Origin of the sequence: Arthrobacter sp. Soc17.1.1.1 (assembly GCF_036867195.1) — a bacterium.
Classification (GTDB): domain Bacteria; phylum Actinomycetota; class Actinomycetes; order Actinomycetales; family Micrococcaceae; genus Arthrobacter_D.
In genome coordinates, this window is record NZ_JBAJII010000001.1 from 1310329 (window position 1) to 1333978 (window position 23650).

At 72.1% G+C, this 23650-nt stretch carries 23 protein-coding genes; 19 read left to right on the forward strand and 4 right to left on the reverse strand.

What is annotated here, in order from left to right:
- Positions 1 to 24 precede the first annotated feature (24 nt).
- From moaC to V6S67_RS05955, 5 genes are read left to right on the forward strand one after another with little or no spacing between them, the layout of a single operon-like run.
- On the forward strand, positions 25 to 519 hold the full coding sequence (gene moaC, locus V6S67_RS05935; protein WP_334209363.1) for a cyclic pyranopterin monophosphate synthase MoaC: 495 nt from the start codon (positions 25 to 27) through the stop codon (positions 517 to 519).
- Positions 516 to 1001: a MogA/MoaB family molybdenum cofactor biosynthesis protein gene (locus tag V6S67_RS05940; protein ID WP_334209364.1), complete on the forward strand. Its 486-nt coding sequence runs from the start codon at positions 516 to 518 to the stop codon at positions 999 to 1001. Before moaC ends, V6S67_RS05940 begins: the two co-directional genes overlap by 4 nt.
- Positions 988 to 1425 carry a molybdenum cofactor biosynthesis protein MoaE gene (locus V6S67_RS05945; protein ID WP_334209365.1) on the forward strand — a complete coding sequence of 146 codons (438 nt, stop codon included), beginning with the start codon at positions 988 to 990 and terminating at the stop codon, positions 1423 to 1425. The genes V6S67_RS05940 and V6S67_RS05945 overlap by 14 nt, the downstream gene beginning before the upstream one ends.
- Positions 1426 to 1435: 10 nt before the next feature.
- Positions 1436 to 2206 carry a 4-hydroxy-tetrahydrodipicolinate reductase gene (dapB, locus tag V6S67_RS05950; RefSeq protein WP_334209366.1) on the forward strand — a complete coding sequence of 257 codons (771 nt, stop codon included), beginning with the start codon at positions 1436 to 1438 and terminating at the stop codon, positions 2204 to 2206.
- Positions 2203 to 2679, forward strand: a complete 477-nt coding sequence (locus V6S67_RS05955) for a hypothetical protein (protein WP_334209367.1) — start codon at positions 2203 to 2205, stop codon at positions 2677 to 2679. Before dapB ends, V6S67_RS05955 begins: the two co-directional genes overlap by 4 nt.
- Before the next feature lie 50 nt (positions 2680 to 2729).
- Here the strand turns inward: V6S67_RS05955 and V6S67_RS05960 are convergent, their stop codons facing one another.
- Complete coding sequence (locus V6S67_RS05960) at positions 2730 to 3911, reverse strand: heparan-alpha-glucosaminide N-acetyltransferase domain-containing protein (protein ID WP_334209368.1); 1182 nt, start codon at positions 3909 to 3911, stop codon at positions 2730 to 2732.
- A gap of 132 nt (positions 3912 to 4043) precedes the next feature.
- Between V6S67_RS05960 and dapA the strand changes: the two genes are divergently transcribed.
- From dapA to V6S67_RS05990, 6 genes are all read left to right on the forward strand, one after another.
- A complete protein-coding gene (dapA, locus tag V6S67_RS05965) occupies positions 4044 to 4973 on the forward strand; it encodes a 4-hydroxy-tetrahydrodipicolinate synthase (protein ID WP_334209369.1) in 930 nt (309 codons plus the stop codon).
- Complete coding sequence (locus tag V6S67_RS05970; protein WP_334209370.1) at positions 4970 to 6664, forward strand: ribonuclease J; 1695 nt, start codon at positions 4970 to 4972, stop codon at positions 6662 to 6664. Before dapA ends, V6S67_RS05970 begins: the two co-directional genes overlap by 4 nt.
- Before the next feature lie 120 nt (positions 6665 to 6784).
- Positions 6785 to 9661, forward strand: a complete 2877-nt coding sequence (locus V6S67_RS05975) for an FtsK/SpoIIIE family DNA translocase (protein ID WP_334209371.1) — start codon at positions 6785 to 6787, stop codon at positions 9659 to 9661.
- 6 nt (positions 9662 to 9667) lie between these two features.
- Positions 9668 to 10258 (forward strand): CDP-diacylglycerol--glycerol-3-phosphate 3-phosphatidyltransferase, encoded by a 591-nt coding sequence (gene pgsA, locus V6S67_RS05980; protein WP_334209372.1) that lies wholly within the window; start codon positions 9668 to 9670, stop codon positions 10256 to 10258.
- Complete coding sequence (locus V6S67_RS05985) at positions 10255 to 10752, forward strand: CinA family protein (RefSeq protein ID WP_334209373.1); 498 nt, start codon at positions 10255 to 10257, stop codon at positions 10750 to 10752. Before pgsA ends, V6S67_RS05985 begins: the two co-directional genes overlap by 4 nt.
- A 124-nt stretch (positions 10753 to 10876) precedes the next feature.
- Positions 10877 to 11317 carry a helix-turn-helix domain-containing protein gene (locus V6S67_RS05990; RefSeq protein WP_104050765.1) on the forward strand — a complete coding sequence of 147 codons (441 nt, stop codon included), beginning with the start codon at positions 10877 to 10879 and terminating at the stop codon, positions 11315 to 11317.
- Between the two features lie 78 nt (positions 11318 to 11395).
- Here the strand turns inward: V6S67_RS05990 and V6S67_RS05995 are convergent, their stop codons facing one another.
- The gene (locus V6S67_RS05995; protein WP_334209374.1) at positions 11396 to 11905 is read right to left on the reverse strand and encodes a MarR family winged helix-turn-helix transcriptional regulator; all 510 of its coding nucleotides are present in this window, start codon (positions 11903 to 11905) and stop codon (positions 11396 to 11398) included.
- Positions 11906 to 12127: 222 nt separating this feature from the next.
- On the opposite strand from V6S67_RS05995, the gene V6S67_RS06000 reads away from it, so the two are divergent.
- From V6S67_RS06000 to dapF, 6 genes are all read left to right on the forward strand, one after another.
- Positions 12128 to 12346 carry a DUF3046 domain-containing protein gene (locus V6S67_RS06000; protein WP_334209375.1) on the forward strand — a complete coding sequence of 73 codons (219 nt, stop codon included), beginning with the start codon at positions 12128 to 12130 and terminating at the stop codon, positions 12344 to 12346.
- 211 nt (positions 12347 to 12557) lie between these two features.
- Complete coding sequence (gene recA, locus V6S67_RS06005) at positions 12558 to 13607, forward strand: recombinase RecA (RefSeq protein ID WP_334209376.1); 1050 nt, start codon at positions 12558 to 12560, stop codon at positions 13605 to 13607.
- 5 nt (positions 13608 to 13612) lie between these two features.
- Positions 13613 to 14623 (forward strand): regulatory protein RecX, encoded by a 1011-nt coding sequence (locus V6S67_RS06010; RefSeq protein WP_334209377.1) that lies wholly within the window; start codon positions 13613 to 13615, stop codon positions 14621 to 14623.
- Positions 14624 to 14668: 45 nt separating this feature from the next.
- Positions 14669 to 16219 carry a tRNA (N6-isopentenyl adenosine(37)-C2)-methylthiotransferase MiaB gene (miaB, locus tag V6S67_RS06015; protein ID WP_334209378.1) on the forward strand — a complete coding sequence of 517 codons (1551 nt, stop codon included), beginning with the start codon at positions 14669 to 14671 and terminating at the stop codon, positions 16217 to 16219.
- Positions 16216 to 17160, forward strand: coding sequence for a tRNA (adenosine(37)-N6)-dimethylallyltransferase MiaA (miaA, locus tag V6S67_RS06020; RefSeq protein ID WP_334209379.1), 945 nt, complete (start codon positions 16216 to 16218; stop codon positions 17158 to 17160). Before miaB ends, miaA begins: the two co-directional genes overlap by 4 nt.
- Complete coding sequence (gene dapF / locus V6S67_RS06025; protein WP_334209380.1) at positions 17157 to 18113, forward strand: diaminopimelate epimerase; 957 nt, start codon at positions 17157 to 17159, stop codon at positions 18111 to 18113. Before miaA ends, dapF begins: the two co-directional genes overlap by 4 nt.
- A 30-nt stretch (positions 18114 to 18143) precedes the next feature.
- Here the strand turns inward: dapF and V6S67_RS06030 are convergent, their stop codons facing one another.
- Positions 18144 to 18764 carry a class I SAM-dependent methyltransferase gene (locus V6S67_RS06030; protein ID WP_334209381.1) on the reverse strand — a complete coding sequence of 207 codons (621 nt, stop codon included), beginning with the start codon at positions 18762 to 18764 and terminating at the stop codon, positions 18144 to 18146.
- A gap of 170 nt (positions 18765 to 18934) precedes the next feature.
- On the opposite strand from V6S67_RS06030, the gene hflX reads away from it, so the two are divergent.
- Positions 18935 to 20515, forward strand: a complete 1581-nt coding sequence (hflX, locus tag V6S67_RS06035) for a GTPase HflX (protein WP_334209382.1) — start codon at positions 18935 to 18937, stop codon at positions 20513 to 20515.
- Positions 20508 to 22589, forward strand: coding sequence for an ATP-dependent DNA helicase (locus V6S67_RS06040; protein WP_334209383.1), 2082 nt, complete (start codon positions 20508 to 20510; stop codon positions 22587 to 22589). Before hflX ends, V6S67_RS06040 begins: the two co-directional genes overlap by 8 nt.
- Before the next feature lie 78 nt (positions 22590 to 22667).
- Here the strand turns inward: V6S67_RS06040 and lexA are convergent, their stop codons facing one another.
- Positions 22668 to 23381: a transcriptional repressor LexA gene (lexA, locus tag V6S67_RS06045; protein WP_442884855.1), complete on the reverse strand. Its 714-nt coding sequence runs from the start codon at positions 23379 to 23381 to the stop codon at positions 22668 to 22670.
- Positions 23382 to 23650 lie beyond the last annotated feature (269 nt).

Genomic DNA, 23650 nt, shown 5'->3' on the forward strand with positions numbered 1-23650 from the left:
GGTCTCCGCAGAAAGGATCCATCCATGAGCACGCACCCGCCCGGCCCGCCGTCCGCCGGCCTGTCCCACGTCCGCGCCGACGGCACCGCCCACATGGTCGATGTCTCCGGCAAGCAGGCCACCGTCCGCGAGGCCGTCGCCGAAGCCGTCCTCGAGACCCGGGCCGACGTCGTCGCGCTCATCGCGGAGGGGGACCTGCCGAAGGGCGACGCCCTCGCCGTCGCGCGGATCGCCGGCATCATGGCCGCCAAGCAGACCTCGTCGCTGATCCCGCTGTGCCACCCGCTGCCGCTCTCGAAGGTCACCGTGGACTTCGAGCCCGCCGGCGGACGTGTCAGGATCAGCGCGCTCGTCCGGACGACCGCGCTCACCGGGGTGGAGATGGAGGCCCTCACGGCCGCGTCCGTCGCGGCCCTCACCCTGTACGACATGATCAAGGCCGTGGACCGGCACGCCGTCATCAACGGCACCCGCGTGCTCTCCAAGTCCGGCGGGAAGAGCGGGGACTGGACCGTATGACGACGCTGCGCACCGCCGCCGTGGTCATCGCCTCGACCCGCGCCGCCGCCGGCACCTACGAGGACGAGTGCGGGCCCGCCATCGCCGACTGGCTCTACCGGCACGGCTTCGCCGTCGCCGACGCCGTCGTGGTGCCCGACGGCGAGGCCGTGGGAGCCGCGATCGGCGCGGCGCTCGAGGCCCGCCCGGCCGTCCTCATCACGAGCGGCGGCACCGGGCTCAGCCCCGACGACGCCACCCCCGAGCAAACGGCCCCCTACCTGACCCGCAGCCTGCCCGGTGTCATGGAGGCGATCCGACGCGCCGGCGCGGAGGCGGTCCCCACCGCGGCCCTCAGCCGCGGCCTCGCCGGCACCGCGGGGTCCACCTTCGTGATCAACCTGCCCGGGTCGCCCGGCGGCGTGCGCGACGGGCTCGCCGTGCTCGCACCGCTCATCGACCACATCTGCTCCCAGCTGGAGGGCCACCATGACCACCGGTGAAGTCGTGCATGCCGCCGTCGCCGCCACCCCGATCACCCCGGAGGAGGCCCACGCCGGCGTCGACTCCCCGTCCTGCGGGGCCGTCGTCGGGTTCAGCGGCGTGGTCCGGGACCACGACGGCGGGCGTTCCGTCACGTCCCTGAGCTACTCCGCGCACCCGAGCGCTGCGCGGGTCATCCGCGAGGTCGCCGAGGAGATCGCCGCCCGCCACGACGGCGTCCGCATCTGGGTGGCGCACCGCATCGGGCCCCTCGCCATCGGGGACCAGGCGCTCGTCGCCGCCGTCGGTGCCGCACACCGGGGGGAGGCGTTCCGGGCGTGCTCGGACCTCGTGGACCTCGTGAAGGAGCGCGTCCCCATCTGGAAGGAGCAGTTCTTCACGGACGGGACCGTGGAGTGGGTCGGCGCAGGGGCTGAACAGTAGGGTTGACCGCATGACCGAACACCTGCCCGTCGCCGTCCTCGGAGCCCGGGGCCGCATGGGCTCCGAGGCCGTCCGCGCCGTCGAGGCGGCACCCGACCTCGAACTCGTCGCGGCCCTCGGCAGCAGCGACCCGCTCGATTCCCTCGTGTCCGCCGGGGCGCGCGTCGTCGTCGACCTGACCGTGCCCGACGCCACGTTCGACAACGTCGCCTTCGCCGTGGAACACGGCATGCACGCCGTGGTCGGGACCACGGGCTGGTCCGCGGAACGGCTCGGACGCCTCCGGTCCCTGCTGGCGGCCTCGCCCGCCACGGGGGTCCTGATCGCCCCGAACTTCGCCCTCGGGTCCGTGCTCGCCACGGCGTTCGCCGCCACCGCGGCCCGCTACTTCGAGTCGGTCGAGATCGTGGAGCTGCACCACCCGGACAAGGTGGACGCCCCCTCGGGCACCGCCGTCCGGACCGCGCAGCTCATGGCCGACGCCCGGGCCGCCGCCGGCGTCCCGACCGGACCCGACGCCACGCGCGACACGCTCGACGGCGCCCGCGGGGCCACGGTCGACGGCATCGCCGTGCACTCCGTGCGCCTCCGCGGGCTCACCGCGCACCAGGAGGTGCTGCTCGGCGGCCCGGGGGAGCAGCTGACCATCCGGCACGACTCCTACGACCGCGCGTCCTTCATGCCCGGGGTCCTCCTCGGGATCCGGTCCGTGGCCGACCACCCCGGCTTGACGGTCGGCCTCGACGGCTACCTCGACCTGCAGGCCGGCGGGAGCCGGTGACCGTGCTGGAGTTCTACCGGAAGTACAAGGTCCGGCTCGGCGTCCTGCTCATCACGGCCCTGCTCGTCTTCTGGCTCGCCGTGGCCTTCCAGCGCAGCTTCCTGCTCCTTAGCGACCCGGAGCCGGTGGCGAAGGCCATCGGTGCCGGCTACCTCCTGCTGCCCTGCATCGGCGCGTGGGCGCTGATCCGCGAGCTGCTCTTCGGCGCGCAGACTCAGCGCATGGCGCGGCAGCTGGAGGGCGAGGGCGGGCTCCCCGTCGACGACCTGCCGAGGACGCCCTCCGGCCGGATCGTGCGCTCCGCCGCGGACGAGGCGTTCCCCGCGTACCAGGCCGAGGTCGAGGCCGATCCCGGGAACTGGCGCAGCTGGTTCCGGCTCTCGTGCGCCTACGACGCCGCCGGCGACCGCAAGCGGGCGCGCAAGGCGATGCGCGATGCCGCGAAGCTGTACCGGCAGGACGCAGCGGCCTAGCTGCAGGTCGAGCGGGAGCTCGAGCGGTACGGGTACGTCCTGCGGGACCTCTAGCGCCGCACCTCCGCTCGGCCCTCGCGCGCCGCGTTCGCGGCCCCGGAGGCGAGGAGCTCCAGCGGGCCGCGCGAGTGCACGCGCTGGAACAGGACGCCGATCGCCACCGCGACGACCACCTGCGCCCAGAACAGCTGCACCGGGTCGGGCAGGGGCACCAGCTGGTCCGCCCAGCTCATCACGCAGACGTGGAGCGTGTAGAGCGTCAGCGTCATGGCACCCGGCGCCGAGAGGGGCAGGAGCGCCTGCCGGAACCGCCGCGTCAGCAGGAGGCACACCGCGATGACGGCCGCGGCGGACCCGGCCACGTGCACCAGGTCCAGGGTGGTGCCCGAGTGGGGTGCGCTGACGGCCAGCCACCACCAGGACCCCGACTGCTCCACACCCGCGAGTCCGACGTCGAGCATCGCCTCGAGCGGGTAGCGGCTGCCCTCGGGTGTCGCGAGGAGCGCGGCGAGTCCGCCCCCGGGCCCCAGCAGCTGGGCGCTCACGAACCGCGCGCCGACCGCGGCGACGATCCCCGCCCCGAGCAGGGCCAGCTGCACGCCCAGCCGGGAGAGGTCCAGCCGCCCGATGAGCATGCCGACGAGGAGGAAGCCGAGCCACTGCAGCACCGGGTAGTAGCCGGTCAGGAAGGCGTCCGCGGCCAGCGTCCGCGGCTCGAGGAAGTGCTCGAAGAGCGGGTTGCCGCCGACCGACGACGGCGCGACGCCCTCCGTCACGACCGGGCGCAGCAGGTACGCCGCGACGGGCGCCAGGAGCACCCAGCCCGCGGCCCACGCCGCGAGCGGCCGGACCCGGAGGCCCGTGAAGGGCAGGGCGACGAGGAAGAGCACGCCGTAGTGGAACAGGATGATCGCGATGTTCGTCTCCACCCCGCCGAGGACGAGGCCGATCAGCGCGATGATCACGGCCCGCACGGCGATGCCCGTCCGGTCCGCGGACAGCAGCCGGTCGCGGTGCGGCGAGCGGCCTCCCGTCAGGAGGGCCAGGCCGATGCCGGCGACGACGGCGAACAGCCCCGAGGCGCGGCCGGAGAAGACCTGCGCCGTCCAGGTGGCATCGATGGTGCCCGGCGCGTAGAGCGGCAGGACGTGGGTGCTCATCATGCCGAAGAGGGCCACGCCGCGGGCGGCGTCGATCCCGGTCAGCCGCCGGGGAGCGGACGTCGTGTGCATCCCGCCATGGTCCCACAGGCACCCCCGGTGGTCCTGTGCGCGCCGCATGCATGCCGTGTGCCCGCAGGCGCCCCCAGGCGCCCCCGGGTACCCGTCCCACCCGGCACCGCGCGAGCGGGTAACGTTTTCCCCATGGTCGACACCCCCTCGCGCACGCTCCCGTTCGGTTCCCTCGTCACGGCGATGGTCACGCCCTTCACCGCCGACGGCGCCGTGGACTTCGACGCCACCGCCGCCCTCGCCGCCCGCCTGGTCGACGACGGCTGCGACGGCCTCGTGGTGTCGGGCACCACGGGGGAGACGTCCACGCTGGAGGACTCCGAGAAGGAGGACCTCTACCGTGTGGTCGCCGAGACGGTGGGAGACCGGGCGCGCGTCATCGCGGGCACCGGAACGAACCACACCTCGCACTCCGTCGAGATGGCGCGGCGCGCCGAACGGGCGGGCGCCCACGCGCAGCTCGTCGTCACGCCCTACTACAACAAGCCCACCCAGGCCGGTGTGCTGGCCCACTTCGAGGCCGTCGCCGCGGCCAGCGACCTGCCGGTCATGGTCTACGACATCCCCGGCCGCTCCGGGATCCCCATCACCACCGAGACGATGCTGCGGCTCGCCGAGAACCCGAGGATCGGCGCCCTGAAGGACGCGAAGGCGGACTTCGCCGCCATCACCCGGGTCCTCGCCTCCACCGACCTCGACGTCTACTCCGGCGACGACGGCCTCACCCTGCCGTGGATGGCCGCGGGAGCCGTCGGCGTCGTCAGCGTCACGGCGCACGTCGCCACACGGGCCTTCCGGGCCCTGGTGGACGCAGCGGCCGCCGGCGACTTCGCGGAGGCCCGCCGGGTCCACTTCGAGCTCGACCCCGTGATCCGCGCGGTGATGACGCACATCCCGGGCGCGGTCTCCGCGAAGGAGATCCTGCACCGGCGGGGCGTGCTGCCGAACGCCGTCGTGCGCCTGCCCCTCGTCGGACCCGAGCCCCACGAACTCGAGGCGGTCCTCGCCGATCTCGCCGGCACCGGCTGGGACCCGGCGTCCGCCCGGGAGCCGCGCGCATGAGCGACACCCCTCCCGCCCTGCTGCCGGCCCTCCCGCCGCCGCTCGAGCCGGGCACCCTCCGGGTGGTGCCGCTCGGCGGCCTCGGGGAGATCGGCCGGAACATGGCCGTCTTCGAGATCGGCGGCAAGCTCCTGATCGTCGACTGCGGGGTGCTGTTCCCCGAGGAGAACCAGCCCGGCGTCGACCTGATCCTGCCCGACTTCTCCTACTTCGAGGACCGGCTCGACGACGTCGTCGGCCTCGTCCTCACGCACGGGCACGAGGACCACATCGGGGCGGTCCCGTACCTGCTGCGACTCAAGGCCGACATCCCGGTCATCGGCTCCCAGCTGACCCTCGCCCTCGTCGAGGCGAAGCTGCAGGAGCACCGCATCCGCCCGTACACGCTCACGGTGTCGGAGGGGCAGATCGAGCAGCTCGGCCCCTTCGAGTGCGAGTTCGTCGCCGTCAACCACTCCATCCCGGACGCCCTGGCCGTGTTCCTCCGCACCGAGGCGGGCACCGTCCTGCACACGGGCGACTTCAAGATGGACCAGCTGCCCCTCGACGGCCGCATCACGGACCTGCGGGCCTTCGCCCGCCTCGGCGAGGAGGGCGTGGACCTGTTCATGGTCGACTCCACGAACGCCGACGTCCCGGGCTTCACGACGGCCGAACGCGAGATCGGCCCCGTGCTGGAGAACCTGTTCGGGCAGGTGCGCAAGCGCATCATCGTCGCCTCGTTCTCCTCCCACGTGCACCGCGTGCAGCAGGTCCTCGACGCCGCCCACGCCCACGGCCGCTTCGTCTGCTTCGCCGGCCGGTCGATGGTGCGGAACATGGCCATCGCGGAGAAGCTCGGCTACCTCCGGGTGCCGGACGGCATCCTCGTGGACATCAAGAACGTGGACGACCTGCCCGACGACCGCGTGGTCCTCATGTCGACCGGCTCCCAGGGCGAACCCATGGCCGCGCTGTCCCGGATGGCCAACGGCGACCACCGCATCACGGTGGGGGAGGGCGACACCGTGATCCTCGCGTCCTCGCTGATCCCCGGCAACGAGAACGCGGTGTACCGCGTGATCAACGGACTCCTGAAGCTCGGCGCCGACGTGATCCACAAGGGCAACGCGAAGGTGCACGTGTCCGGCCACGCCGCGGCCGGCGAACTGCTCTACTGCTACAACATCCTCCGCCCGCGGAACGTCATGCCCGTGCACGGCGAGACACGCCACCTCATCGCGAACGGCAGGCTGGCGCAGCAGACCGGCGTGCCGGCGTCGAACGTCCTGCTGACGGAGGACGGCTCCGTGATCGATCTCGTGGACGGCACCGCCCGCATCGTCGGAGCCGTCGAGTGCGGCTACGTCTACGTGGACGGCTCCAGCGTCGGCGAGATCACGGACGCCGACCTCAAGGACCGCCGCATCCTCGGCGAGGAGGGCTTCATCTCGATCATCACGGTCGTCAACCGCACCACGGGCAAGATCGTCTCCGGGCCGGACATCCACGCGCGGGGGTTCGCCGAGGACGAGTCCGTCTTCGACGAGATCAGGCCGAGGATCAGCGCCGCCCTCGAGGACGCCGTGACGAACACCACCGAGCACACCACGTACCAGCTCCAGCAGGTCGTCCGGCGGACCGTCGGCACCTGGGTCAACCGGCGCTACCGCAGGCGCCCCATGATCATCCCGGTGGTCCTGGAGGCCTGACCCGGGCACGCTGCCGGTCGGTGACCGGCCGCCGGCCGGCGCGTCCCCGGCCGGTTCCGCCGTCCCGGCGGGCGGCCGGGATCCGCCGGTTCGGCGACGCCGTCCGGTACCGTGGAGTGCATGGCCACTCGAACCTCCCCTGCCCCGCGGGGCCAGCAGCAGACCCGCAGCAGGGGAGCGTCCGCCGCTGCCGGGACCTCCCGCGGCAAGGCGCCCGCGAAGGGCGCCACCCGCGCCCCGGCGAAGACCCGGCAGGTGCCCGTCGCCCCCGAGCCGCGGCAGGACGACCGCCCCGCCCTCCCCGTGCGCGCCGTCCAGGCCGCGTGGATGGGTGCGGCCGGCGTCGTCGGAGCCGGCGTCCGGGCCTTCGGCCACACGGTGAACCCCGAGCGGGACATCCGGCGTGACGGGTCCGGCCTGTTCCTGCTCCTGCTCGCCCTCGCCGTCGCGGCCGTCGAGTGGTGGGCCCTCGGCGGGACGCCCGCGGACATCGTGCACGCCGCAGCCGGAGGCACCTTCGGCTGGATGGCCCTGCTCGTGCCCTTCCTGCTCGGCATCGGCGCGGTCCGCCTGTTCCGGTATCCGGAGCGCCACCGCGCCAACAACCGCATCAGCATCGGCCTGCTCGTCATCCTCTTCGCCGGCTCCGGGATCGCCCACCTCGTCGGCGGGCAGCCGGGGCTCTCGGACGGGCTGGACGCCCTCTGGCGCGCGGGCGGCGTCGTGGGCTTCCTCGTCGCCGGGCCCCTCAGCAGCGTCCTGACGGCATGGCCGGTCGGCCTGCTGCTCGGTGCAGCCATCTTCCTCGGCCTGCTGATCGTCACCGCGACGCCCTTCCGCCACATCCCCGCCCGCCTGCGCACGCTCTACGAGCACCTGATGGGCCAGGACCCCGACGACGCCCGGCACATGCGCGACGACGGCCACGACCAGAGCTACCTCTACGAGGCGCACGGCGCCACGGCGAAGCCGGAGCCGAAGAAGCGCAAGCGCCTGTTCGGCAAGGAGAAGACGGACGCGCCCTTCGACGCCGAGCACGGGGAGCACGGTCCGGACGCCGACGGCTACGTGGGCGACGAGGCCTTCGAGCGCGCCGTCATCGAGGACGAGGAGCGCCGCGCCCGCGAGGCCGAGGCCGCCGTCCCGCCCGGTGTCCGCCGCCCGACGAAGCAGGAACTCGCCGCCGAGGAGCTCAAGCGGTCGCAGGCGAGCCGCGTGCCGCCCATGGAGGCCCCGGAACGGGCACCGGAGGGCGCCACCGAGGCCATCGACGTGGTCCCCGCCGCGAAGGCGATCATCGTCCCCTCCACGCCGGTGCAGCCGCAGGTCCCGCCGACGCCGATCCCGCAGCGCACCGAGCAGCTGCAGCTCGCCGGCGACGTCGCCTACACGCTGCCGCCGTCGGACTACCTCCCGGCCGGCACCCCGCCGAAGGAGCGCTCCGAGGCCAACGACGCCGTCGTCGCCGCGCTCACGCACACGCTGGACCAGTTCAACGTGGACGCGAAGGTCACCGGCTTCTCGCGCGGCCCGACGGTCACGCGCTACGAGATCGAACTCGCGCCGGGCACGAAGGTGGAGCGGGTCACGGCCCTGTCGAAGAACATCTCCTACGCCGTCGCCAGCTCCGACGTGCGCATCCTCTCGCCCATCCCCGGCAAGTCGGCCATCGGCATCGAGATCCCCAACACGGACCGCGAGACGGTGTCCCTGGGCGACGTGCTGCGCTCCGGCAACGCCCGCAAGACCGACCACCCGATGGTCATGGGCGTCGGCAAGGACGTCGAGGGCGGGTTCGTCGTCGCGAACCTCGCCAAGATGCCGCACCTCCTCGTCGCCGGCGCGACCGGCGCGGGCAAGTCCTCCTTCGTGAACTCGATGATCACCTCCATCCTCATGCGGTCCACACCCGACGAGGTGCGCATGGTCATGGTGGACCCCAAGCGCGTGGAGCTGACGGCCTACGAGGGCGTCCCGCACCTCATCACGCCGATCATCACGAACCCGAAGAAGGCCGCCGAGGCGCTGCAGTGGGTGGTCCGCGAGATGGACACGCGCTACGACGACCTCGCGAACTACGGCTACAAGCACATCGACGACTTCAACAAGGCGGTCCGGAACGGCAAGGTGGTCCCGCCCGAGGGCTCCAAGCGCGTGGTCCGTCCCTACCCGTACCTCCTGGTCATCGTGGACGAGCTCGCCGACCTCATGATGGTGGCGCCCCGCGACGTCGAGGACTCGATCGTGAGGATCACGCAGCTCGCGCGCGCCGCCGGCATCCACCTCGTCCTCGCGACCCAGCGGCCGTCGGTGGACGTCGTCACGGGCCTCATCAAGGCGAACGTGCCGTCGCGCATGGCCTTCGCGACGTCCTCCGTCACGGACTCCCGCGTGGTCCTCGACCAGCCCGGCGCCGAGAAGCTGATCGGCCAGGGCGACGCCCTGTTCCTGCCGATGGGCGCCTCCAAGCCCATGCGCGTGCAGGGGGCCTGGGTCACCGAGTCCGAGATCCACCGCGTCGTGGAGCACGTGAAGGGCCAGCTGCAGGCTACCTACCGCGAGGACGTCGCCGTCGAGGCGCCGAAGAAGCAGATCGACGACGACATCGGGGACGACCTCGAGGTGCTGCTGCAGGCCACCGAGCTCGTCGTCACCACCCAGTTCGGCTCCACCTCGATGCTGCAGCGCAAGCTCCGCGTGGGCTTCGCGAAGGCGGGACGGCTCATGGACCTCCTCGAGTCACGCGGCGTCGTCGGACCGTCGGAGGGCTCCAAGGCCCGCGACGTCCTCGTCAAGCCGGACGACCTCGAGCCGGTCCTCGCCGCGATGCGCGGGGACGAGCCGCCGGCCGCGCCCCGCCCCGCCCCGGGGCCCGTGGACCTCGTGGCCGAGGACCTCGCCTCGCGGCCGCAGGCCGTCGACTATTACGACGGCGACGCCTCCGGCGGATCCGACGACGACGGCGGCGAGGACGCCTGGAACCTGACCGGCAGGTAGCCTGACATGGTGAACAGCTCCCCGAGCCCGGCGGTGCCGGTCCTGAACATCGCGAACGTCCTCACCGTCCTGCGGATCGTGCTCGTCCCGTTCTTCATCTGGTTCCTCCTGCTCGACGACGGGCAGGCCGGACTGTTCCGCTGGCTCGCGGTCCTCACCTTCGTGGTCGCGATCTACACGGACAAGCTGGACGGCGACCTGGCGCGCAGCCGCGGGCTCATCACCGACTTCGGCAAGATCGCCGATCCCATCGCCGACAAGCTCCTCATCGGGTCCGCGCTCGTGCTGCTCTCCGCGCTGGGGGAGCTCTGGTCGTGGGTGACGATCGTCATCCTCGTCCGTGAGCTCGGCATCACGCTCCTGCGCTTCGCGGTCATCCGGTACGGCGTGATGCCCGCCTCCCGCGGCGGCAAGCTGAAGACCGTCGTCCAGACCGTCGCCATCCTGCTCTTCCTGCTGCCGCTGCAGGCCCTGCTGGGCGAATGGGCGTGGTGGCTCTCCGCCTCGGTCATGGCGGCCGCCGTCGTCATCACCGTGGTGACCGGCGTGGACTACGTCGTCCAGGCAGTCCGCCTCCGGGCGGGCGCCCGGAGGTGAGCGGCGCGCAGCTCGCGTCCGACGTCGTCGCCCTCGCCACCCGGCTGGGCCTCACCGTGGCGACGGCCGAATCCCTCACCGCCGGGATGGTCGCCGCGGCCATCGCGGAGGTGCCCGGCGCCTCGTCCGTCCTGCAGGGCGGCATAGTGGCCTACCAGGTATCCGTCAAGCAGAACCTCCTGGGCGTCGACGCCCGGCTCCTCGCCGAAGCGGGCGCCGTCGATCCGCGCGTCGCCGAGGCGATGGCACGCGGGGCGCGGGAGGCCCTCGCGGCCGACATCGGCGTCGCGACCACCGGCGTCGCCGGGCCCGCCGCGCACGAGGGCAAGCCCGTGGGCACCGTGTTTACGGCGATCTCGTCGTCCTCGGGCGCGGAAGCGTTCGAGCACCACTTCTCCGGCGGCCGCGACGAGATCCGCAGCGCCTCCCGCGACGCCGCGCTCTCGGAGCTCCTCGGGGCCCTGTCCAGGGGAACAAACCGTGCGTGGGGGTAGTTATAAACAGTGCCTGCCGTTGATAGGGTGGGCGACTTAGGCTCAAGCAGTACGGGCAGGTCATCATCACGGTGCAGACGTCCGTCCGGACGGTGCCCATTCATGAGGGAGCAAGGCGATACAGATGGCAAAGCAACCCGTATCCGTAAACGGCGTGGTCCGTTGGCGTGATGTGGGGTTGGCAGATGATGCACAACGCAAGCCTAAGGAGCGCAAGATGGTAGTTCTTCGCCATGAGATCGGCGACGTCCTGCGTGACGTCCGTCAGCGCCAGGGCCGTACCCTGCGAGAGGTGTCGCACAGTGCGAGGGTCTCCCTCGGATACCTCAGCGAGGTTGAGCGTGGCCAGAAGGAAGCATCCTCTGAACTCCTCTCATCGATCTGCAGCGCACTCGAGGTGCCCCTTTCCTCGATGCTGCGGGAAGTCAGCGACCGACTGGCAGTAGCAGAAGGCGTCTCCATCCCGGACACCATCCCGCAGGAATTCTCCCGGGAGTTCGGGGACGACCTCACCGACGAACTGAACGACGACTTCCGTCGGGGACTCGCGGCCACGAACCGCTGATTCCCCGCACGACCCACAAGGAAGGCCCGTCCCCGAGGGGACGGGCCTTCCTGCCGTCCGGTACCGGACGGCCGTCCGCTACCAGTTGTCCTTGGTGTAGGTGTTGTTCAGCTGGGCGATCAGCGTGCCGAGGCGCGTCAGGTCGTCCACGTCCCAGTCCTCCATGAGCTGGTGGAACGCCTGCTTGCGCGCGGACTGCGCCGCCACGAGCTGACGCGTGCCGGCCTCCGTCAGCGAGATGGCCTGCGCACGGCCGTCGAGCGGATCCGCCTCCTTCTGCACCAGCCCGAGGTGCTCGAGCATCGCGATCTGGCGGCTCACGGACGGCTTCCCGACGCCCACGCTGGCGGCGATGTCCGTGAGGCGCATGGAGCCCTCGCGCTGGAGGATCACGAGGAGCCCGTACGCCGCCGGCTCCATGTCGGGGTGCACGCGGCGGGCCACCTTGTAGGAGTTGGACCGCGCGCGGCGCCACAGCATGCTGAGCTGCTGCTCCAGGGCCTCGATGGCCGCATCGGTGTCGGCATCGTCCCCGGGGTACGCGGCGAGGCCCGGCTCGGTGTCTGTGGTGCTCGGCTTCGCGTTCATGGGGCAATTGTAGGGTGACGCGTCCGCGGGGCACCATGCGGCGGGACGGTGCTTTCGGCCGCCCGGGCTCCCTGGTCCGGCCGCCGGCCGACGGGACGGCCGCCCCGGCGCCCGCGCGCGGCGGCGGAGCGCGCAGAATGGAGGAGACGTGGACGGCGGTAGGCGCGGACGCGGCGGCCGGCGGCGGCGGAGCGAAGAGACGACGAGAGCAGGGAACGGCACATGCGGTTGAGCGACTTCTGGCGGTTGATGGACGACGAATTCGGGGCGGGGTACTCGAGGACGCTCGCCCGGGACCTGGTCGTCGACCGACTGGGCGACAGGACGGCGGTGGAGGCCCTCGCCGCGGGCACCGAACCGAAGACGGTCTGGGAGGCGGTGTGCCGCATCCAGGACGTGCCGCGGGAGCGCTGGCTCGGCCGCGACATCAAGCCACGGTGACCGCCGGCAGCGCGTCCCCGGACCGGGCTCGAGGGACACGCGCGGGGCGGTGGATAATCGAATATCTGTTCGGATCGCGATATGATGATCGTGGCGGTGGCCCGCTCCTGTGCACATACCGGCGGCTCCACCTCAAACTGTCGGCGCAGGCCCATACAGTCGTACCGAACACGTAAACAGGCCAGTTGGCCATGAAAAACCGAGGTGAAGAATGGCCGCTCCAGACCGCGAGAAAGCCCTCGAAGCTGCTCTCGCCCAGATCGACAAGCAGTACGGCAAGGGATCCGTCATGCGTCTCGGAGACGAGACCCGTGCCCCCATCGAAACCATCTCCACGAGCTCCATCGCCCTGGACGTCGCCCTCGGCATCGGTGGACTGCCGCGCGGCAGGGTCGTCGAGATCTACGGCCCGGAATCCTCCGGCAAGACCACCGTCGCGCTCCACGCCGTCGCCAGCGCCCAGCGCAACGGCGGCATCGCGGCCTTCATCGACGCAGAGCACGCGCTCGACCCCGAGTACGCGAAGAAGCTCGGCGTGGACACCGACGCACTCCTCGTCTCGCAGCCGGACACCGGCGAGCAGGCGCTGGAGATCATGGACATGCTGATCGGCTCGGGATCGATCGACATCATCGTCATCGACTCCGTCGCAGCCCTCGTCCCGCGCGCCGAGATCGAGGGCGAGATGGGTGACAGCCACGTGGGTCTGCAGGCCCGCCTGATGAGCCAGGCGCTCCGGAAGATCACCGGGCGTCTGAGCCAGACCAAGACCACCGCCATCTTCATCAACCAGCTGCGCGAGAAGATCGGTGTCTTCTTCGGGAGCCCCGAGACCACCACGGGCGGCAAGGCGCTGAAGTTCTACGCGTCGGTCCGTATCGATGTGCGGCGCATCGAGACCCTGAAGGAAGGCGTGAACCCGGTGGGTAACCGGACCCGCGCGAAGATCGTCAAGAACAAGATGGCCCCGCCGTTCAAGCAGGCCGAGTTCGACATCCTCTACGGTCACGGCATCTCCCGCGAGGGCGGCCTGATCGACGTGGGCGTCGAGAACAACCTGGTCAAGAAGTCCGGCGCCTGGTTCACCTACGACGGTGACCAGCTGGGCCAGGGCAAGGAGAACGCCCGGAAGTTCCTCAAGGACAACCCTGACCTCGCGGACGAGCTCGAGCAGAAGATCAGGGTCAAGCTGGGCATCGGGGTGCAGCCCGCGGCCGATGAGGCCGAGGCTCCCAAGCTCAAGGCCGTCAGCGGCGAGTAGGCCCGGTGCCGTCCGATACCGGAGCGGACCCGGTCGAGTGGGGGGCCTCGTCCGGGCTGTTCGGTGCGGACGGCTCCGATCCTGCCGCTGATCCTCCCGATGCCGCGGAACCCCGGCGCCCGTCGTTCGGGCGCCGGGGTTCCTCGCTATCCTCCTCGTCCTCCTCGTCCTCCTTCGGGCGCCGGGGTTCCGCCCTGTCCTCCTCGTCGTCCTCCTCGTCCTTCGGGAGTCGACGTTCAGGCGGGGGGCAGCGGAAGACCCGTTCGGGTGGCCGGCCCAGCGGCTCCCGCCGTGAACCGTCGGACGACCCGTTCGGACCGGTCGTCGGCTCGTCCGCCGATGCCCCGCCGGTGGAGTACGCGCCGGAGGCCCCGGGTGACGACACGGCGCCGGTCGATACCGGGCACGGCTCGGAGAGCCCGGAAAGCTCGGACGGCCGCCGGTCGGGTGGCCGCTCGGGCGGCCGGCCGTCCCGGGGCGGCCGCACCGGGGCCGGGAGGCCCGACGCGCCGGTCGCCGAGAAGAGTGACGAGGAGTGGACGTCGGAAGCCAGGTCCGTCCTGCTGCGCCAGCTGGCCCTCGGCGCCAGGAGCCGCCACCAGCTCGACCAGAAGCTCGCCGAGCGGTCCGTCCCGCCCGCCGTCGCCGCCTCCCTCCTCGACCGGTTCGAGGAGGTGCAGCTGATCGACGATGCCGAGTTCGCCCGGATGTGGGTACGGACGCGGACCGCCGCGAAGGCGCTCTCCCGCTCCTCCCTGCGCCGGGAACTCGCCGAGAAGGGTATCGACGGGGAGCTGGCCGAGGACGCCCTGCTGCAGCTCTCCGACGAGGACGAACACGAGCAGGCGCGCGACGTGGTCCGCCGCAGGCTCCGCCGGAACGCCGACCTGTCGGACCGCGCCGTCCGGGAGAAGGAGGTGCGGCGCCTCGTCGGGATCCTCGCACGCAAGGGCTACAGCCCGGGGACCGCCTTCTCCCTCGTCAAGGGCGTCCTCGCCGAGGCGGACAGCGACTGACCCGCGATTGTGGACGTCCGCGCCGCCCGCCGTACGCTGGATGACGTGAGCATCACAGTCCCGGGTCCAGCCAGCGCGACCACCAGTGAGACCGGCGGCACCCCCTCCGTCCCCGACCGGCGCACCTACGAGGTACGCACCTTCGGCTGCCAGATGAACGTGCACGACTCCGAGCGCATCTCCGGCCTGCTCGAGGACTCCGGCCTCGTCCGGGTGCAGCAGGGTCAGGCGGACGTTGTCGTCTTCAACACCTGCGCCGTGCGCGAGAACGCCGACAACAAGCTGTACGGCAATCTCGGCATCCTCAAGGCCGTGAAGGAGGCCCGCCCCGACCTGCAGATCGCCGTCGGTGGCTGCCTCGCCCAGAAGGACCGCGAGACCATCCTCCGCCGGGCGCCCTGGGTGGACGCCGTCTTCGGCACCCATAACATCGGCGCGCTGCCCGCCCTGCTGCAGCGCGCCCGGCACAACCAGGACGCCCAGCTCGAGATCCTCGAGTCCCTCGACGTCTTCCCGTCCACGCTGCCCACCAGGCGCGAATCGGTCTACGCCGGCTGGGTGTCCATCTCCGTCGGCTGCAATAACACCTGTACCTTCTGCATCGTCCCGTCCCTGCGGGGCAAGGAGCGCGACCGGCGGCCGGGGGAGATCCTCGCGGAGATCGAGGCCCTCGTGGCCGACGGCGCCGTCGAGGTCACGCTGCTCGGTCAGAACGTCAACTCCTACGGTGTCGAGTTCGGGGACCGCGGGGCCTTCGCGAAGCTGCTGCGCGCCTGCGGGTCCATCGAGGGACTCGAACGCGTCCGCTTCACGAGCCCCCACCCCGCAGCCTTCACCGACGACGTCATCGATGCCATGGCCGAGACGCCGAACGTGATGCCGCAGCTGCACATGCCCCTGCAGTCCGGGTCGGACACCGTGCTGAAGGCGATGCGGCGGTCCTACCGGTCCGCACGCTTCCTCGGCATCCTCGACCGTGTCCGCGACCGGATGCCGCACGCTGCCATCTCCACGGACATCATCGTCGGGTTCCCCGGCGAGACGGAGGAGGACTTCCAGGCGACCCTCGACGTCGTCGAGCAGTCACGCTTCGCCACCGCCTTCACGTTCCAGTACTCCAAGCGCCCGGGCACCCCGGCGGCCGATCTCGCCGACCAGCTGCCGAAGGCCGTGGTGCAGGAACGCTTCGAGCGGCTCACCGCCCTGCAGGACCGCATCGCCCGCGAGGAGAACGCGCGCCAGGTCGGCGCGACCGTGGAGGTGCTCGTCACCGACCAGCAGGGCCGGAAGGGCTCCGAGACCCACCGGCTCACCGGCCGTGCACGCGATCAGCGCCTCGTGCACTTCTCCGTCCCGGCAGGCGCCGAGGCCCCCCGTCCGGGTGACTTCGTGACGCTTCCCGTCACCGAGGCCGCCTCGTTCCACCTGCTCTCCGATCCGTCGCCCGCGCAGTACTCGCTCCGCCGGTCGCGCGCCGGCGACGCCTGGGACCGGAGCCAGGCAGACTCGTGCGGGGTCCCCGCGGCATCGGACGGCGCCCCCCGCGCGGTCTCCCTCGGGATGCCGTCCCTGCCCGTCCGCGCGAGCGCCCCTTGACCCTTCCGGTCGGCCGCCCGGCCGTCCTCCCGGTCGTCGCGGTGGTCGGTCCGACGGGCTCGGGGAAGTCCGACCTGGGCGTCGCCCTGGCGCAGCGCCTCGGCGGCGAGGTGGTGAATGCCGACGCCCTCCAGTTCTACCGGGGGATGGACATCGGCACGGCGAAGCTGCCCCGCGAGGAGCGTCACGGCGTCGAGCACCACCTGCTGGACGTCCTCGACGTCACCGAGGAGGCCAGCGTCGCCGCCTACCAGGAGGACGCCCGCCGGATCATCGACGGTATCCGCGAGCGCGGCAGGGTCCCCGTCCTGGTCGGCGGGTCGGGCCTCTACGTGCGGGCCGCCCTCGATCGCCTGGAGTTCCCTCCCACCGACGCGGGGGTCCGCGCGCGGCTCGAGGCGGACCTCGCCGCAGGAGGCAGCGCGGCATTGCGGGCGCGTCTGCGCGCCGTCGATCCCCTCTCGGCCGATCGGATCGACGACGACCGCCGCCTCGTGCGGGCGCTCGAGGTGCACGAGCTCAGCGGGCGACCCTTCAGCGCCTTCATGCCGCGGCGCGAGTACCACCGGCCGGCGGTGCAGATCGGCCTCGCGGTCGACCGGGAGGTGCTGCGGGCGCGCCTGGCCGAGCGGGTCCATGGGATGGTGCGGGCAGGTCTCGCCGACGAGGTCCGACGGCTCGCCGCGGCGGGCCTCCGCGACGGGAGGACGGCGTCGCGCGCCCTGGGGTACGGGCAGTTCCTCCGGGTCCTCGACGGGACCCTGACGGAAGCGGAGGCCGTGGAGGACACCATCGCCGCGACCCGCCGCTTCGCCCGCCGCCAGCTCACCTGGTTCCGCGGCGACCCGCGCGTCGCCTGGCTCGACTGGCAGGCGCCGGACCTGGCGGAGGCAGCCACCGCGCTCGTCGCCCGCGCCGCGGCACCTATCCTAGAAGGGTGACTGACTTCCCCGGCGAGACGCCCACGCACCCCGCACCGCAGCCCTCGGGGCTCCCCTTCACGAAGGGCCACGGGACGGGCAACGACTTCATCCTGACGCTCGACCCCGACGGCGACGCACCGGTCCACCCGGCATTCGTCGCCGCCGCGTGCGACCGCCACCGGGGGATCGGCGCCGACGGCTACATCCGGGCCGTCCGCTCCGCCGCGCTGCCCGAGGGACGCGCCCTGCTGCAGACGGAACCGCGCGCCGAGTGGTTCATGGACTACCGCAACGGCGACGGGTCGGTGTCGGAGATGTGTGGCAACGGGGTCAGGGTCTTCGCGCACTTCCTCCTCGCGAAGGGTGTCGCCGAGCTCCCCGCGGGCGGCGAACTGGCCATCGGCACCCGTGCGGGCGTGAAGCGCGTGACGCGGTCCGGGGACGGCTACGCCGTGGACATGGGGCCCTGGGAGTTCATCTTCCCGGACGCGGCCGTGGCGCGCGGCATGGACTCCCTCGTCTCCATCGGAGGGCTCGACGTCGACCGGCCCGCCCTGTCCATCAGCATGGGCAATCCCCATACCGTCGTCGCGCTGGCCGAACAGGCGGAGCTGGACCGGACGGAGCTGCACCGCCCTCCCGCCGTCCAGCCCGTGCCGCCGGAGGGCACCAACGTCGAACTCGTCGTCCCGGCGGATCCGCTCGTGGGGGCCGACGGCGTCGGACGCCTCACCATGCGCGTGCACGAGCGGGGCGTCGGCGAGACGCAGTCCTGCGGTACGGGCGCCTGCGCCGCCGCGGCCGGCACCCGGTTCTGGGCGGGCGAGGGCGCCCCGGCCCAGTGGCTCGTGTCCGTGCCCGGGGGAGTCGTCGGCGTGACCTTCTTCGCCGGTCCCGACAGCCGTGAGCACGTGCAGCTCAGCGGACCCGCCGTCCTCGTGGCCGACGGCGTGCTGCTGCCCGCAGGCTGAGCCCGCGGCACGACAGGCCGCCGGCCGACCTCACGCGGGCCGCCGCACCTCCAGGATGCGGAACGACTTCGACGTCTCCGCACGGCGCACCGCGAAGCCCGGGGGCAGCTCCTCGGCCAGCCACCGCTGCAGGGAGTCGGCGCCCAGGTTCTTCTGCACCACGAGCCAGGCGCTCCCGCCCGGGGCGAGGCGCGGCAGCCAGCGCAGCAGCAGGGCGTGCAGTTCCTGCTTCCCGATGCGGATCGGCGGGTTGGACCAGATGGTGTCGAACTCGAGGCCCGGGTCCACGGCGTCGGGCGTGGTGGCCGTGACATTGCCGAGCCCCAGCCGCCGGGCGTTCTCCGTGGTCAGCGCGATGCACCGCTCGTTGACGTCGACGGCCAGGACCTCGGCGTGGGGTGCCCTCAGGGCCAGGGTGAGGGCGATCGGGCCCCAGCCGCAGCCCACGTCGAGCAGGCGCCGCCCCTCGGGATCGGGGACGGTGTCCAGGAGGATCGCGGTGCCCTTGTCCACGCCGTCCGGACTGAAGAGGCCCGACGACGTCACGAGGTCCCGTCGCTCGCCCGCCAGGACGACCGAAAGGGGCCTCCGCGTGTCCGGTCCTGCCGGCCGGGCGCTGAAATAGTGCTGCGGCTCCTGCTGTGAATCCATGGGGGAAAGCCTAGTGGCACGCACACGGCGACCCCCACCCGGCTCCGCGTCCCTGCCGTCGTCCACACCTGGTCACCGGTCGGGCGCCTCAACGGTTTCGCCGGGGGAGAATCCGATGGAACGCCCCGGAGGACAGCCGTAGAATCGACAGACAGCCACCTAGGGAGAACATGACCGAGAACCACGGACATTCCACCGGAGCCGACATGGGCCCCGAGGAGATCCAAGCCGTCATCGACCGCATCCTGGCAAGCGACGAAGCTGCCGCGGCGAAGGCGAAGAAGGGGACGAAACCGGGGGCCACCAGCGCACCCGCCGAGACCAACTGGCGCTCGCGCGCCCTCGCCCTGTCGGGCGACGACGAACGGTCGGACGCCGACGGGGACCAGCAGGACCTGGCCGAACGCCGAGCCCTCCGCCGCGTCGCGGGGCTCTCGACCGAACTCGAGGACGTCACCGAGGTCGAGTACCGGCAGCTGAGGCTCGAGCGCGTCGTCCTCGCCGGTCTGTGGAGCGAGGGGACCGCGCAGGACGCCGAGAACTCGCTGCAGGAACTCGCGGCCCTCGCCGAGACGGCGGGCTCCGAGGTGCTCGACGGCATCGTGCAGCGCCGGCTGAAGCCGGACCCCGGCACCTTCCTCGGCTCCGGCAAGGCACAGGAGCTCAAGGGCATCGTGCAGGCGACCGGTGCCGATACCGTCATCGTCGACAGCGAGCTCTCGCCGTCCCAGCGACGCGGCCTCGAGGACATCGTCAAGGTCAAGGTCATCGACCGCACCGCATTGATCCTCGACATCTTCGCCCAGCACGCCAAGAGCCGCGAGGGCAAGGCCCAGGTGGAGCTCGCGCAGCTCGAGTACCTGCTGCCGCGCCTCCGGGGCTGGGGCGAGTCGATGTCCCGCCAGGCCGGTGGGCAGGTCGGCAGCGCGAGCGCCGGCATGGGCTCGCGTGGACCCGGTGAGACGAAGATCGAACTCGACCGCCGGAAGATCCGCACCCGCATGGCGAAGCTGCGCCGCGAGATCGCCGCCATGAAGCCCGCGCGCGAGACGAAGCGGTCCAACCGGCGGCGCAACCAGGTGCCCTCCGTCGCGATCGCCGGGTACACCAACGCCGGGAAGTCGTCCCTGCTGAACCGCCTCACCGACGCGGGCGTGCTCGTGCAGAACGCGCTGTTCGCGACCCTCGATCCCACGGTGCGCAGGGCGGAGACCCCCGACGGCATCGGGTACACGCTCGCCGACACCGTGGGCTTCGTCCGCTCGCTGCCGACCCAGCTGGTCGAGGCGTTCCGCTCGACCCTCGAGGAGGTGGCCGACTCCGACCTGATCCTCCACGTGGTCGACGCCTCGCACCCGGACCCGGAGGGGCAGATCGCGGCCGTCCGTGCCGTGCTCACCGAGATCGACGCCCGCAAGGTGCCCGAGATCATCGTGTTCAACAAGGCGGATGCCGCCGACCCGTTCGTCATCGAGCGGCTGCGGCAGCGCGAGCCGCGCTCCGTCGTCGTGTCCGCCCGCACGGGTGCCGGGATCACCGAGCTCCGGCAGCTCATCAGCACGAACATCCCCCGCCCCGGGGTCAAGATGGACCTGCTGGTGCCCTACGAGCAGGGACAGGTCCTCAGCCGGCTGCACGAGGAGGACGTCGAGATCCTCGGCCTCGAGCACGTCGACGAGGGGACACGCCTCGAGGTCATGGTCCGCGAGGGCCTGGCCGCCGATCTGGAGCCGTATCTGCAGCATGAGTGACAGCACGCCGTCCGGCGCCGCCGTCGTGGCGCCGGACCCGGCGCGCCACACCGCCGAGGCCCGGCAGGCACTCGAGCTGCTCGACGCCGCCGTAGGGGCCATGGGCGGTGAGATGCGCGCCGGCCAGCACGAGATGGTGCGGCAGGTCAGCGAGGCCATCCGCTCCGGCGACCACCTGCTCGTGCAGGCCGGCACCGGCACGGGCAAGTCGCTCGCCTATCTCGTCCCGCTCATCGCGCACGCCATGGACAGCGACCGCCCGTCGGTCGTGTCCACGGCGACGCTCGCCCTGCAGGCGCAGATCGTGGGCCGGGACCTGCCGCGCCTGCTCGACGCGGTGCGGCCCGCCCTCGCGCGTCCCGTCGACGTCGCGCTGCTCAAGGGCCGCTCGAACTACGTCTGCCTCCACAAGACCGGCGGTGGCTTCCCCGAGGAGGACGCCCCGGATGCCCTCTTCAGTCTCGGGGAGGACGCCACCCCGCACCCCGCCCCCGCGCCGGGCGGCGGCGGTCCCTCCTCCGCCCTCGGCCGTGAGGTGGTGAGGCTCCGTGAGTGGGCGGACAAGACCTCCACCGGTGACCGCGACGACCTCGTGCCCGGCGTGAGCGACCGCGCGTGGCGCCAGGTGTCCGTGTCCAGCATGGAGTGCGTCGGTGCCGCCCGCTGTCCCATGGCGCAGGAGTGCTTCAGCGAGAAGGCGCGCGCAGCGGCCGCGGACGCCGACATCATCATCACCAACCACGCCATGCTCGCCATCAGTGCGTTCGAAGGCCTCGCCGTGCTGCCCGAGTACGACGTCGTCGTGATCGACGAAGCCCACGAGCTGCACGACCGCGTCACCGGGGCGGTGTCCGGGCAGCTGTCCGCCTCGATGGTCGGCGCGGCCGCCACGGCGCTGCGCCGCCACGCCTCGATCGGCACCAGCGGACTCGACACCGCGGCGTCCGCCTTCGAGGCGGCGTCGGAACTCGTCCCCTCCGGGCTCCTGCCCGGCGGCCTGCCGGAGGACCTCGAGCAGTCGCTGGAGCAGGTCCGCGACGCGGCACGGGCCGCGCTGTCCGACACGAAGACCGACGGCAAGTCCGAGGCCGACGCCGACGGCGGCCGGCAGGTGGCCCGCTCGCGCGCCACCCTGGTCTTCGACCTCGCGGAGCGGATCCTCGCGGCCTCTACCGCCGGCGAGGTGGTGTGGGCGTCCCGCCCCAGCACGTTCACGCCCGGCTCCGGCTATGCCCAGCCGGACGAGACCGCGCCGGCCACGCTCAACGTCGCGCCGCTGTCCGTCGCGGCACGCCTGCGGGAGGGACTGTTCGAGGACCACACCGTGATCCTCACCTCCGCGACGCTCGCCATCGGCTCCGAGTTCGGCCCCGTCGCCGGGTCGCTGGGACTCAGCGGACCGGGTGCGCCGGCGTGGACCGGCGTCGACGTCGGCAGCCCGTTCGACTACCCGCGGCAGGGCGTGCTGTACGTGGCGAAGGACCTGCCGAAACCGGAACGGGGAACCTCCGCTGCGCAGCTCGAGGAGCTGCTGGCGCTCCTGAAGGCCTCCCGCGGGGGTGCGCTCGGGCTGTTCTCCTCACGGCGCGCCGCCGAGGAGGCGGCCGAGGCGCTGCGGCCGCAGGTCGACTTCGAGATCCTCTGCCAGGGCGAGTCCTCGCTCAGCGGCCTCGTGGACAGGTTCGCGGCCGAACCGGACACCTGCCTGTTCGGCACGATGTCCCTGTGGCAGGGTGTCGACGTGCCCGGCGCCTCCTGCCGCCTCGTGGTGATCGACCGCATCCCGTTCCCGCGGCCCGACGACCCCCTGATGACCGCGCGCACGCGGGCGGTCGCACGGAACGGCGGCAACGGCTTCATGAGCGTCTCGGCCACCCACGCAGCGGTGCGGCTCGCGCAGGGGGCGGGGCGGCTCATCCGTTCGGCGGGGGACCGGGGCGTCGTCGCCGTGCTCGACAGCCGCCTCGCCACGGCCCGCTACGGCGGCTTCCTCCGCGCAGCGCTGCCGCCGTTCTGGGCGACGACCGACAGGGCCACTGTCACCGGGATCCTCGAACGGCTCTCCGCCCGCTGACACGCCTGCCCCGCGGTACGCGGAGGGCGCCGCAGTCGGGGACTGCGGCGCCCTCCGCGCACCGGTGGAAGCGGGCTGCTAGAGCGCGCGCATCACCGAGACGACCTTGCCCATGATGCTGGCGTGGTCGCCGAGGATGGGCTCGTAGCGCGTGTTCTGGGGCAGGAGCCAGGTGTGGCCGTCGCGCTGGCGGAACGTCTTCACGGTGGCTTCGTCGTCGAGCAGCGCCGCGACGATGTCGCCGTTCTGGGCGCTCTGCTGCTTGCGGACCACTACCCAGTCGCCGTCGCAGATCGCGGCGTCGACCATCGAGTCCCCGGAGACCCGCAGCATGAAGAGCTCGCCGTGGCCCACGAGCTGCCGGGGGAGGGGCATGACGTCCTCCACCACCTGGTCCGCGAGGATGGGCCCGCCCGCTGCGATGCGGCCCACGAGCGGCACCAGCGCCGTGTCCACCGCGACGCGGTGCTCGGCGGAGGTCTTCCGCTCCGCCGATCCGTCCGCGCCGGCCGGCGCTTCCGGCGGCAGCGTGAGCGGGAGCAGGACCTCCATGGCCCGGGGGCGCTTGGGGTCGCGCCGGAGATAGCCGAGCCGCTCCAGCTGCGACAGCTGGTGCGTCACGCTCGAGAGGCTCGCGAGGCCCACCGTGTCGCCGATCTCGCGCATCGACGGCGGGTACCCCTTGTCCGCGATCGAACGCTGGATGGTCTCGAGGATCGTCAGCTGGCGCGCCGTCAGCCCCTTGGACACCGAACGGCCGCGGGGACGGCCGCGACCGGCCGAGATGGGCACGGCGTCCGCCGGCACCGTGTTCGAATCCGGCCGGTCCGTCCGTGTTGGTTCCGCCACTGTTGCGCCTTTCGCCCTGGACTGGAGATCCCGTTGTGCCCGCCTGCCGCCCCCCGCCTGCGCGGGAAACGGTTCTGTCAGTGGCGGGTGATTGCCTGAGGTATGTCGACGCCGTTCCTGCCGCTCCGTAGCAGCCGGTGACGTCGATGCCCTGCCCTGTTCACGCTAGGGCAGACGGTGGGGCTTTTCAAACATATGTTCGAGCGAGTCTC

Excerpts from the sequence above, each read along its gene's own strand:
- V6S67_RS05975 (WP_334209371.1), top strand. The coding sequence starts at position 6,785 with ATGGCCACTCGAACCTCCCCTGCCCCGCGGGGCCAGCAGCAGACCCGC.
- V6S67_RS05995 (WP_334209374.1), bottom strand. The coding sequence starts at position 11,905 with ATGAACGCGAAGCCGAGCACCACAGACACCGAGCCGGGCCTCGCCGCG.
- moaC (WP_334209363.1), top strand. The coding sequence starts at position 25 with ATGAGCACGCACCCGCCCGGCCCGCCGTCCGCCGGCCTGTCCCACGTC.
- V6S67_RS05940 (WP_334209364.1), top strand. The coding sequence starts at position 516 with ATGACGACGCTGCGCACCGCCGCCGTGGTCATCGCCTCGACCCGCGCC.
- dapA (WP_334209369.1), top strand. The coding sequence starts at position 4,044 with ATGGTCGACACCCCCTCGCGCACGCTCCCGTTCGGTTCCCTCGTCACG.
- V6S67_RS05990 (WP_104050765.1), top strand. The coding sequence starts at position 10,877 with ATGGCAAAGCAACCCGTATCCGTAAACGGCGTGGTCCGTTGGCGTGAT.
- V6S67_RS05960 (WP_334209368.1), bottom strand. The coding sequence starts at position 3,911 with ATGCACACGACGTCCGCTCCCCGGCGGCTGACCGGGATCGACGCCGCC.
- dapB (WP_334209366.1), top strand. The coding sequence starts at position 1,436 with ATGACCGAACACCTGCCCGTCGCCGTCCTCGGAGCCCGGGGCCGCATG.
- pgsA (WP_334209372.1), top strand. The coding sequence starts at position 9,668 with ATGGTGAACAGCTCCCCGAGCCCGGCGGTGCCGGTCCTGAACATCGCG.
- V6S67_RS06030 (WP_334209381.1), bottom strand. The coding sequence starts at position 18,764 with ATGGATTCACAGCAGGAGCCGCAGCACTATTTCAGCGCCCGGCCGGCA.
- V6S67_RS05970 (WP_334209370.1), top strand. The coding sequence starts at position 4,970 with ATGAGCGACACCCCTCCCGCCCTGCTGCCGGCCCTCCCGCCGCCGCTC.
- recA (WP_334209376.1), top strand. The coding sequence starts at position 12,558 with ATGGCCGCTCCAGACCGCGAGAAAGCCCTCGAAGCTGCTCTCGCCCAG.
- V6S67_RS06040 (WP_334209383.1), top strand. The coding sequence starts at position 20,508 with ATGAGTGACAGCACGCCGTCCGGCGCCGCCGTCGTGGCGCCGGACCCG.
- V6S67_RS06000 (WP_334209375.1), top strand. The coding sequence starts at position 12,128 with ATGCGGTTGAGCGACTTCTGGCGGTTGATGGACGACGAATTCGGGGCG.
- hflX (WP_334209382.1), top strand. The coding sequence starts at position 18,935 with ATGACCGAGAACCACGGACATTCCACCGGAGCCGACATGGGCCCCGAG.
- V6S67_RS05945 (WP_334209365.1), top strand. The coding sequence starts at position 988 with ATGACCACCGGTGAAGTCGTGCATGCCGCCGTCGCCGCCACCCCGATC.